3 protein-coding genes are annotated in these 11,925 nt (G+C 64.8%); all 3 read left to right on the top strand.

Translation table 11 applies throughout. From position 1 onward, the window contains the following. The first annotated feature begins 580 nt into the window (after positions 1 to 580). The 3 genes from NA4_RS22835 (at position 581) to NA4_RS22845 (ending at position 11,875) form a co-directional block, all read left to right on the top strand. The gene (locus NA4_RS22835) at positions 581 to 9,751 is read left to right on the top strand and encodes a type I polyketide synthase (RefSeq protein ID WP_067473588.1); all 9,171 of its coding nucleotides are present in this window, start codon (positions 581 to 583) and stop codon (positions 9,749 to 9,751) included. Further along, on the top strand, positions 9,735 to 10,208 hold the full coding sequence (locus NA4_RS22840) for an SRPBCC family protein (protein WP_169811097.1): 474 nt from the start codon (positions 9,735 to 9,737) through the stop codon (positions 10,206 to 10,208). Before NA4_RS22835 ends, NA4_RS22840 begins: the two co-directional genes overlap by 17 nt. Before the next feature lie 161 nt (positions 10,209 to 10,369). Beyond that, a complete protein-coding gene (locus tag NA4_RS22845; RefSeq protein WP_444980043.1) occupies positions 10,370 to 11,875 on the top strand; it encodes a GMC oxidoreductase in 1,506 nt (501 codons plus the stop codon). The last annotated feature ends 50 nt before the right edge of the window (positions 11,876 to 11,925 follow it).

Genomic DNA, 11,925 nt, shown 5'->3' on the forward strand with positions numbered 1-11,925 from the left:
GTAGCAGCCCATCAACACTCTTACAACTGTTACAAGCAGTGATTCCAGGAGCATACGACACCGCGTGCCGATGGCCGTGATCCACGATGGCCCTTGGCGCCCAACGGAGCTGACCGCTGAACGCACCGGCGGGCCGGCTCGCGCACCACCCAGCTCCGGCGTCGCGCAACCACTTCGGTCAATGTTCGACGCGACTGCCATCGCATCCGATTCCAGCCATTGTCAGCCCATTCGAACGCTGGTAGCGTCACAGCAAGTCCATCGAAAGTGACTGATCAGTTCCCGCGGGGTCGGACCTGCAGGAACACATGGGGATAGCGACATGTTCGCAGACTTGCCCGGATCAGAAAGGCGCAGCAATGCTCCCGACGGTTCGGATTCATCTGACGTTTACTCGAGCCATCACCAGAATTGGCCTTCGTAGCGGAGTAACTGGACCACTACTGTCCGCCCCGTGATGGCGCGGTTGCTGACAGATTCCCGTGAGTTGCGGGATTCCGTCACGGGGTCCGCACGCGTTGAGCTGCGGCTGTTTTGGGTGGGAAATCAAATCGCTACTTGATCAGCGAAGGAATTGTCCATGACCATCGATGAACAATCGTGGCGTGAGCCACGTTCGGATATGGATTCGACCAGTGGTGCCCGCGACACGCCGAGCACCGCGCTGGTCGATCGACTCAGGGGTGGCGAAGCATTCGCTCTGGCGTTCGGGGGTCAAGGCGCTCGTTGGCTGAATCCACTGGCCGAACTGCTCGCTGACACTGATCTCGAGTTCGACGCCGCGGAGTTGGTGGATGAAGCGGCTCGGTTGGTACAGCCGGTCGAGCGCGAGCTGGCACTCGTGCGTCCGGAGGCCTTCGATCCGTTGCGATGGATCCTCGAGCCGAATCCTTCCTGCGACGCGGTAGCCGCCACCCCGCCGATGTCGTTCCCTGGCGTACTGCTGGGTCAGCTGACGATGATCCGCGTTCTCTCGCTGCTCGGGCTGGATCCGGGGCACACACCGCCCATGGCACTGATCGGGCACTCGCAAGGCTTGCTCGGTGCATCGGCATTGGCGAACAACAACACCCGGGATGTCGAGTTGTTGGCGCTCGCGCAGCTACTCGGGGCAGCCGCCGTCCTGGTGGGGCGCCGGCGGGGCATGGTCGGCTCCGCGACCTATCCCCCGATGGTGTCGGTGGCGGGCGTCGCTCCGGATCGGCTTCGAGCTGTCGTCGATGAATTCGCCGCGCAGATCGCGGCACCCGACGCACCTGTCGTCTCGGTACGCAATGGCCGCCGTCGTGTTGTGGTCTCAGGCGGAGCCGGGCATCTCGCGCGACTTCGTCGGCACTGCGAAGAGATCACCCGACAGCAGCGTGGCGAGCGCGATGCACGCACCCGCGGCGGCGCGGTCTTCGCGCCGGTCTTCGAACCGGTCGACGTGCAGGTCGGATTTCATCATCCGGCACTGGCCGAGGCGATCGACATGGTCGGAAGGTGGGCCGAACAGTGCGGATTGGATGTCGCATTCGCCTGCGAGATGGCCGACAAGATTCTGGTCTCGCCCGTCGACTGGGTCGCCGCCGTGGACCGGGTGGTGGACGCCGGCGCCCGCTGGATTCTCGACCTGGGACCAGGCGATCTGTTGACCAGGATGACCTCCTCCGTCACCCGAGGCACCGGCGTCGGCATCGTTCCTGCCGCAACGCGCGCCGGCCACCGCAACCTGGTAACACCTGGTGCCGCTTCTGAACCTACTCCCGCTTGGTCCACGTTCGCGCCGCGGCCGGTGTCGCTACCCGATGGTCGCGTCGTAGTCCAGACAGCGTTCACCGCACTCACCGGGCGCTCACCGATTCTGTTGGCGGGCATGACTCCCACCACCGTCGATGCCGGAATCGTCGCTGCCGCGGCGAATGCTGGGCACTGGGCCGAACTGGCCGGCGGAGGACAGGTGACCGAGCAGATCTTCGCAGACCGCGTCGCCGAGTTACGCACCCTGCTCGCCCCAGGCCGTGCCGTACAGTTCAATGCACTACTCCTCGACCCCTATCTGTGGAAGCTCCAACTCGGCGGCAAACGGCTGGTGCAGCGAGCACGCGCGGCTGGCGCTCCCTTCGACGGCGTAGTCGTCTCGGCCGGAATCCCCGAACTCGACGCGGCCCTGACATTGATCGAGGAACTGTCCGAGGCCGGGATCGCGCATATCGTGTTCAAACCCGGCACGGTCGAGCAGATCCGCGCGGTCATCCGCATCGCCAACGAGGTGCCGCAGCTGCCGGTGATCGTACATATCGAGGGTGGCCGGGCTGGCGGCCACCACTCGTGGGAAGACCTCGATGACCTGCTGCTGGATACCTATCCCGAATTGAGGTCGCGCCGAAACGTGATCGTGTGTGTCGGCGGCGGTATCGGGACACCTGAGCGCGCCGCCCAGTACCTGACCGGGCAGTGGTCGGCGGGACACGGGCATCCTGTGATGCCGGTGGACGGCGTGTTGGTGGGAACGGCGGCCATGGCGGCGCTGGAGGCGACGACCTCGCCGCAGGTAAAGCAGCTACTCGTCGATACACCCGGTACTGCGGATTGGGTTGGCGCCGGCACTGCCACCGGTGGTATGGCCTCGGGCCGAAGTCAATTGGGCGCCGACCTTCACGAAATCGACAATTCGGCCTCACGGACCGGCAAGATGCTCGACGAGGTCGCTGGCGATGCCGAGGCAGTCGACCGGCGACGCACCGAAATCATTGCCGCGCTGGACCAGACCGCCAAACCGTACTTCGGCGATGCCGCGACGATGACGTATACCGAATGGTTGTGCCGATACGTAGAATTGGCGGTTGGCGCCGCACCTGCTGCTGGCACAGCCGATTCGATCTGGCTGGACGATACCTGGCGCGACCGCTTCGGCGCCATGCTGGCCCGCGCGCAGGCCCGGCTGGATCCGATTGACCGCGGACCCATCCCAGCCCTGTTCGCCAGCACCGAGTTTCTCGAAGACCCGACCAAGGCAATTGACGTCCTACGCAGGGAATATCCGGACGCTGACACCGCCCTGCTTCACCCCGCCGATGTGCCGTATTTCGTATCGCTGTGCCGAACACCTGGCAAGCCGGTCAATTTCGTGCCGGTGCTCGACGGTGAAGTCCGTCGCTGGTGGCGTTCGGACTCGCTATGGCAGGCACACAACCCGCGCTACTCCGCCGACCAAGTGTGCGTCATCCCCGGCCCCGTGTCTGTCGCGGGCATCACCCGGGTCGACGAGCCGGTAGGTGCATTGCTCGACCGGTTCGAACAGGCCACCACCGACGCCCTGCTCAGGTCCGGCATCACGCCGATCCCGGTTCCGGGACGCAGGCACGCGGGTATCGCGGCGGGATCGGTCGATGTCGTGCTTGCGGCACCCGATGTGTGCTGGGCGGGTCGCACCACTCGGAGCCCCGTCGCTCGCCTCGGTCCGATCGCCGAATGGACCATAGCGGGCAACACTGCGATCCACCCCCCGACCGGCTCCGCTCTGAGAGCTTTGGATACCGACCTGGTCGAGCTCGTTGTCCCACTTCGCGGCGCCGAGTCGTTACGAATACGGATCACGGCGCCGCCGGATGCGGTCGACGGCGGTGCGCCGATCATCACCTCCGCCGACGCTGAAACGGCGATGACAGCACTGGTCGGTGTCGCTGCCGGAGCGCAGCTACCGGAGATTGTCGAGGGCAGTGCAGAACTCATCTTCTCCTATTCTCCCGACTTGGCCGCGGATCACACTGGCGTAACCAGCTCGGGCTTGCCCGAGACACTGGAACCGATCCGCCGTGGTGTGCCCGACGTCCTGGTCGGCGCATGCTGGCCCGCTGTCTTCGCCGTTCTGGCCGCCACCCGCACGCCCGGCGGGCAACGGGTGATCGAGGGCCTGCTCGACCTGGTCCATCTCGACCATCAGGTGCTGCTGGACGGGAAACTGCCCACCACCCCGGGCGCACTCATGATCCGGGCGGAGGCATCCGATGTCCTCGACACCGATCTCGGCAGGGTAGTCGAAGTACGAGTCGCCATCGGCGACACATCCAGCTCGTCGACCGTAGCGAGTTTGGTGGAGCGCTTCGTGATTCGCGGACGAACCGGCGACGTCGAGGCGTCGGAACCGCCACGCGCAGGCGGTTCGGATATCGCGTCCGCCACCGATACCCCACGGAAGCGAATACGCGATCTGACCATGACGGCACCGTCGAGCATGGACGCCTTCGCCGGGGTCTCCGGTGACCACAACCCGATCCACACCTGTGCTGCCGCAGCGTTGCTCGCCGGCCTCGACGGTCCTGTCGTGCACGGCATGTGGCTGTCGGCCGCCGTGCAGCAAGCGGTGTCCGCGTCGGATCCGGCCGCACCTACATCGGCACGGGCGATCACCGCCTGGACCGCGCGGTTCCTCGCCATGGTGCGGCCCGGTGATCGGGTCGACGTGCATATCGACCGCGTCGGTATCCACCGGGGCGCCGAACTCGTCGAGATCTCCTGCCGGGTCGGCACCGACCTGGTGATGATCGCCACCGGACAGATCGCAGCGCCGAGGACGATCTACGCTTTTCCCGGTCAAGGAATCCAGCGCACCGGCATGGGCCTGGACGCCCGCGATCGTTCCAAAGCCGCCAAGCAGGTCTGGGACCGTGCGGATAAGCACACCCGCGACGCACTGGGCTTCTCCATTCTGGCCGTGGTCCGCGACAACCCCACCTACCTACGAGTTCGCGGTGTCGACCATCGGCATCCGGACGGAGTTCTGCATCTGACACAGTTCACTCAGGTCGCGATGGCAACGCTCGGCGTCGCGCAGATCGCCGAGTTGCGCGAGTCGGGAGCATTCGTCGAGGAAGCATTGCTGGCCGGCCATTCGGTCGGTGAGTACAACGCGCTGGCCGCCATCTCAGCAGCTATCTCGCTGGAATCGTTGTTGGATATCGTGTTTCAACGCGGTGCCGCGATGCACGGATTGGTGCCACGCAATGCCGAAGGGCGCAGCAACTATCGCATGGCGGCGATACGTCCGTCGCAGATCGGGTTGCCCGACGACGAGGTCATCGATTTCATCGAGTCCATCAGTGCGCGCACAGGCGAATTCCTCGAGGTGGTGAACCTCAATCTGCGCGGCTCGCAGTACGCCATCGCCGGCACCGTGGATGGACTAACGGCGTTGGAGGCCGAAATCAACGGCCGCCGAGCGGAATTCGGCGGCAAGCGAGCCTTCATCCTGATCCCGGGCGTAGATGTGCCGTTTCATTCGAGTGTGCTGCGCACGGGAGTGCCCGAGTTCCGGCGTCGGCTCGAGGAGCTGATACCCAAGGATCTGCATCCGGAAGTACTGGTGGGACGTTATATCCCGAACCTGGTGCCCAGGTTGTTCTCGCTGGAACGGACGTTCCTCCAGGAGATCGCCGACCTCGTCCCGTCCGGCCCGTTGACCACAGTGCTCGCCGACTATGACCATTGGATCGAGCGGCCCGCCGAGTTGTGCCGGATCGTGCTCATCGAATTGCTCGCTTGGCAATTCGCCAGTCCGGTTCGCTGGATCGAGACGCAGGATCTGCTGTTCGCCGATCCGATGCACGGCGGACTGGGTGTCGAACGTTTCGTCGAGGTAGGTTTGGCCGCTACCCCGACGCTGGCGAACCTGGCAAGCCAGACGTTGAAGCTGGCTGATTTCCAGGGTGCCGCCGTAGACGTGCTCAATCTCGAGCGTGACGCGGCGATTGTCTGTGGCACCAACCTCGATCCGGAATCGGTCCCGGAGGAATACGTCACCGAGGAGACCCCTGTCGCACCGCCAGCCGCTGCGACGGTGGCAAGTCCGGCGCCGAACCGCACGCCCGACGATATCGCGTTCACTGCCGCGGATGCCACGGCGATGCTCATCGCGTTGTGGACCAAACTGCGGCTCGACCAAATCCGTCCCACCGACACCATCGAGGAGCTGTGCGACGGGGTGTCTTCACGACGAAATCAACTGCTCGTCGACTTGGCCGCCGAGCTCTCGCTCGGTGCAATCGACGGTGCCGCCGAGGCGGATATGACCACGTTGGGCGGCACAGTGCGCAAACTCGCACGCACCTATCGGCCATTCGGCTCGGTACTGTCGGATGCCACGGCCGACCATCTACGCAAGGTGCTCGGCCCGTCTGGCAAGCGCCCGCCGGCCATCGCCGATCGGGTCCGTACGGTGTGGCAGCTGGGCGCGGGTTGGGCGTCGCATGTGACCGCGGAGGTGGTGCTCGGGACCCGTGATGGCATCAGCATGCGCGGCGGCGACCTCGGCGAGCTATTGCCCGCCGCACCGATCGACGCAGCCGGGGTGGATACGGCCATCGATGCCTCCGTACAGCGCGTCGCAGCACGGTACGGCGTCGCAGTAGTCCCGCCATCGACGGCAGAAGACCCGTCCGGCACAGTCGATTCCGTCGCGCTGCGTGAGCTCGACCAGCGCTTGACGGGGCCCGACGGTGTACTCGCATCGGCCGCGCGGCACATCCTCGACGACCTCGGATTGGACGAGCAACCACAGCCAGCGGAAGCCCCGGATTCGTCTCTGATCGAGCTGGTGTCGGCGGAGTTGGGCTCGGACTGGCCGCGTATGGTCGCCCCCGCATTCGACGCCGAACGCGCCGTCTTGATCGACGATCGGTGGGCGAGTGCACGCGAGGATCTGGCTCGGCTGTGGCTCGACCCGGATTCGTTGCAGCGCGCCATTTTCGCCGACGCGGGCGCTGCCGTAGCCGCACAGGCACGGTGGTGGCAGCAGCGGGCCGAGCGGCAAGGACGGCGCGACCTCGCGCTGCGATACCGCGAGATCGCCGAGGACGCGGCGCATCCCAAGGATGGCGGAGAGTGGGCAGACGACGTTGCCGTCGTTACCGGTGCGAGCAAGGACTCGATCGCGGCTGCGATCACCGGCAAGCTGCTCGGCGGCGGTGCGACGGTTTTCGTCACCACCTCTCGTTTGGACGACGAGCGCCTGGCCTTCTATCGAAACCTGTACCGCGACAGCGCCCGTCCCGGAGCGGCTCTTTGGGTGGTGCCGACAAATCTGGCGTCCTATCGCGATATCGACGCGCTCATCGAGTGGATCGGTACCGACCATGTCGAGACGGTCGCCGGCGTCAACACGCTGATCCGCGCAGCTGTCACTCCGACGCTGCTGTTTCCCTTCGCGGCACCGCGCGTTCGCGGCGAACTCGCCGACGCGGGTGCGCGCGCCGAGCTGGACATGCGTGTGCTGCTGTGGTCGATCGAGCGGTTGATCGGCGGGCTGTCGAACCTGGTACAGAGACGCGATAGCGACACGACATTACACGTGGTGCTTCCCGGTTCACCCAATCGCGGCCTGTTCGGCGGCGACGGCGCCTACGGCGAGTCGAAGGCAGCCTTGGATGCGATCGTGGCCAAATGGAAGGCCGAACGCAGCTGGGCCGACCGGGTCACTCTGGTGCACGCACTGATCGGTTGGGTTCGTGGCACAGGTCTGATGGCGCACAACGATCCACTCGTGGATGCCGTGGAGCAGGCCGGAGTGCGCACCTGGTCATCCAGCGAGATGGCCGATGAACTATTGAAATGGGCGGGCGCGCGGGCGCGCGACTACACCGACAACCGTCCGATCACAGTCGATCTGACCGGCGGCCTCGCCGAAGCGAAACTCGATCTTCCGACCCTGAGCGTCCAGCTGTCCTCGACTACACCAGAACCCGATGGCGAATCGGCCCTGCCGACCATCGACGCCCTGCCACTGCCTCCCACGATTGCCGCCACACCGCCCACCCCGGAGTGGGGCGAGGTTGCTGTCGCGCCGTCCGACCTTGTCGTCATCGTCGGAGCAGGCGAACTCGGACCCTACGGTTCCGCACGTACCCGCTTCGATATGGAAGTCAACGAACGACTTTCCGCAGCCGGGGTCGTAGAACTCGCCTGGACCACTGGCCTGATCACGTGGGAGAACGATCCGGAACCCGGTTGGTACGACGCCGCTTCCGGCGACTTTGTGCCGGAGGCCGAGATCGCGGAACGCTACCACGACGCGGTTCTGGCACGCTGCGGTATCCGCCGCTTCGGCGATGACGGTGCAATGGTCGACAATACTGCCCTGCTGCTGGTGTCGGTATTTCTGGACCAGGATCTGAGTTTCGTCGTCGGATCCGAAGCGGATGCGCGTGCATTCGCCGCCGCCGATCCCGAGCACACGGTCATAGGCCCGTGCCAGGGAAGCACCGATTGGCGCATAATACGCAAAGCGGGCAGCGAGATTCGGGTACCGCGCACCATGTCGCTCAGCCGTACAGTGGGTGGGCAGATTCCCACCGGTTTCGACCCCAGACGCTGGGGCATCTCGGCGGAAATGGCCGACTCGGTGGACCGGGTGGCATTGTGGAACGTCGTCGCCACGGTGGACGCATTCCTGTCTTCTGGCTTCACACCAGCCGAACTCCTGCGTTGGGTACACCCCGGTCTGGTCGCCAATTCGCAAGGCACGGGCATGGGCGGGATGAGCGCGATGCGCTCGCTGTATATCGACACCCTGCTAGGCGAATCCCGCGCCAATGACATCCTGCAGGAGGCATTACCGAATGTCGTTGCCGCGCACGTGGTCCAGTCCTACATCGGGAGTTACGGTCCCATGGTGCACCCGGTCGCCGCCTGTGCCACCGCGGCAATCTCCGTCGAAGAGGGCCTCGACAAAATTCGCGTCGGTAAAGCCGAATTCGTGGTAGCCGGCGGCTTCGACGACCTCGGCATCGAGGGGATCGTCGGATTCGGCGATATGTCGGCAACCGCCGACTCGGCGACAATGGCGGCCAAGGGTATCGCCGACCGCCGATTCTCCCGGGCCAATGACCGGCGCCGCTCTGGATTCGTCGAATCACAGGGTGGCGGCACGATTCTGCTGGCACGTGGTGATATCGCGTTGAAGATGGGCCTACCGGTGTTGGGGGTCGTCGGTTGGGCGCAGTCGTTCGGTGATGGTGTGCAGACCTCGATTCCGGCGCCGGGCCTCGGCGCGCTCGGCGCGGGCCGGGGCGGGACGGACTCGCGACTCGCGGTGGCGCTGCGCGCACTCGGCGTCACCCCGGACGATATAGCAGTCATCTCCAAGCACGACACATCCACGGCAGCAAACGATCCGAACGAGTCCGAACTGCACGAGCGACTCGCCACAGCTCTCGGACGGTCCCCCGGCGCTCCGATGTTCGTCGTCTCACAGAAGTCGCTCACCGGGCACGCGAAGGGTGGTGCCGCCGCTTTCCAGCTGATCGGTCTGTGCCAGGTGCTCACCCACGGCATAGTGCCGCCCAACCGCAGCCTGGACTGTGTAGACGAGGCGATGCAGCGGTACTCCCGGCTGGTATGGCCGCGTGAACCGCTCCGCTTCGGAGCGGGGTTCCCGCTCAAGGCCGGCCTGGTAACGTCGCTCGGCTTCGGTCATGTCTCCGGGCTCATCGCGTTGGTGCATCCCGAGGTATTCGTCCGCTCGATCGATCCGGAGCAGCGGGCCGAGTACTTGCGGCGTGCGAGTGAGCGGGCAGCGCTGGGCAGGCAACGCCTTGTTCAGACGATGTGCGGCGGCAACGCGCCCTTCAAACGACTCACCGATCGCAGGCTTGGCGCTGAGGACACGGAGATTCGCGAGCGCGAGGCCGAGCTGCTGCTCTCCGATACCGCCTCCCTGGGTGACGACAACATCTACTCGATCCGGAAGCAGGGGAACAGTGCCGGGAACGATTGAACGACGCGGAGAAATCGCCGCTCCGCTCGATTTCACTTTCGGATTCGTCGCCGATTATCGCAACGTTCCGAGATGGATGTTCGGCGTCTCAGAATTCCAGCCGTGCGGCGCCCAAACCTCCGGTGCTGGTAGCATTTTCGCTACATCATTTTCCAATGGCGCGACCTCGGTCACGGTCGAACTGACCGCTGTCGAATGGCACGACGGCGAGTTGATTGCGCTGAAATCCAAGCAAAAGCCATATGTGAGTGCCCGTTTCGCGTTCGAATCCGCAAGCGCCGAGACGACGCTGGTGCGGGTACGGATCGACTATCCGATCGCACCAGGGCTGACTGGTCGCCTGCTGGGCAGGATCAACGAGATGATCGTCGCCCAAGCCATTCGACATGTCGAGACAAGTCTTCGCCGTGAAGTGACGGCGGCATTTCTTGCAAGCGGCTCCGACAAATCCTTGTAATCCCAACACTCAGAGGAACTATCCAGATGGACCGGCGCGGCTTCATTAGAAAATCCGCATTGGCAGCGGCAGCATCGCTCGTTTCGATTGCCGCAACAGCAGGTTCGCGGGCTTCGGCTAACGTCGGGGAAAACCCACGCACGGAGTGGTACCGCAGTACAGTGCCCGAGATTTTTGCGCCACTACCCGACCCACCGGAGCATAGCCCGGTGATCGTGATCGGCTCCGGGTTCGGTGGCGCGATCTCGGCCTTGCGGTTGGCCGAGGTAGGCGTGGACGTAACTGTGCTGGAACGCGGTTCGCGGTGGCCGAATGATCCGTGGCGGGACATCTTCAGCTCGGAAATGCTGCCGGACGGCCGGGGTGTGTGGCATCGCGACACCTTCTCCGACATTCTGCACAGCCTGTCCGGAGTCCCGTTTTCCTTGGGGGTCGACAATTTCGGCGGCGTGCTCTGCATCGACAACTATCCGAATATGCGTATTCTGCGGGGCGCGGCGGTGGGTGGAAGTTCGATCGTCTATACCGGAGTATCCGCACAGCCGGAGCGGCGGTTCTTCGACACGCTGTTCGGCGGGCTGGTTGATTACCGTGAATTGGATGAGATCTATTTCCCTCGCGCACGTCGGATGTTGCGGATCAGCCCAATGCCCGACGATATCTACCACTCCCCTGCCTTTGCACACAGCCGAGCGTGGGACACGCTGGCCCGCCGGGCTGGATACCGCCCTGAGCCCGCAGATTCGACGTGGAACTGGGCAGTGTTGCGCGACGAACTGTCCGGACGATCACTGGCCTCGGCGACCATTGGGCGCAGCACCATGGGCAATTCCAACGGCGCCAAGTTCGATCTGAACCAGACCTACCTGCGGTATGCGCAGGAAACCGGGCGGGCCCGGGTCTATCCAGGGCATCAGGTGGAATTCATCGTCCAGGAGCCCGGTGGACGATTCGGTGTCGCCATCACCAAACTTGCTCCGACCGGGGAGGTACTGCGCAGCCGCATGCTTACATGTGACCGCCTGATCCTCGCCGCTGGGTCCGTCGGCACCTCCGAACTTCTCGTCCGCGCCCAAGCGACCGGGACGCTACCCGAGTTGAACGAACATGTCGGCGCCGGGTGGGGCTCCAACGGCAATGTGATCTTGGCTCCGTGGACTCTCAACTCTCCCGACTTAGGTCTGCAGGGCGCGTCCGTCGCCAGTCGTGTCCTCGATGAATCCGGGATGCCCACGGTCCTTGAGAATTTCGCGGTCCCCGGCGTACCGGTCGACGTCGGGATGCTCGTCGTCATCGGCCTGGTCCTCGACGAAACCCGCGGCACCTTCCGCTACGATTTCGCCACGAACAACGTCGTCCTGGATTGGCCATCCGGCGGCGGCGACGCGGCCTTGGCCGCCGCCGGCGCCGCAAGCAGCAGAATTGCGGCCGCCGGGCTGTCCCTTCTCCCCGCGGGTCTCGGCTACGCCAACGCCTGCTCCCACCCTCTCGGTGGGGCTGTCCTCGGCCGAGTAACCGACCCGTACGGTCGAGTCCACGGCCACCCGGGCCTCTACGTCCTGGACGGTGCAGCCATCCCCGGCAATGCCGGCGCCGCAAATCCCTCGCTCACCATCAGCGCACTCACCGAACGCAATATCGAGCAGATCATCCGCACCGGAGGTTAGCCTCGCCCGTTCGCCGGTGTCCGGAATTACTAGGTTCTGCCTCCCAATAA

Source organism: Nocardia amamiensis NBRC 102102, assembly GCF_001612745.1.
Lineage (GTDB): Bacteria > Actinomycetota > Actinomycetes > Mycobacteriales > Mycobacteriaceae > Nocardia > Nocardia amamiensis.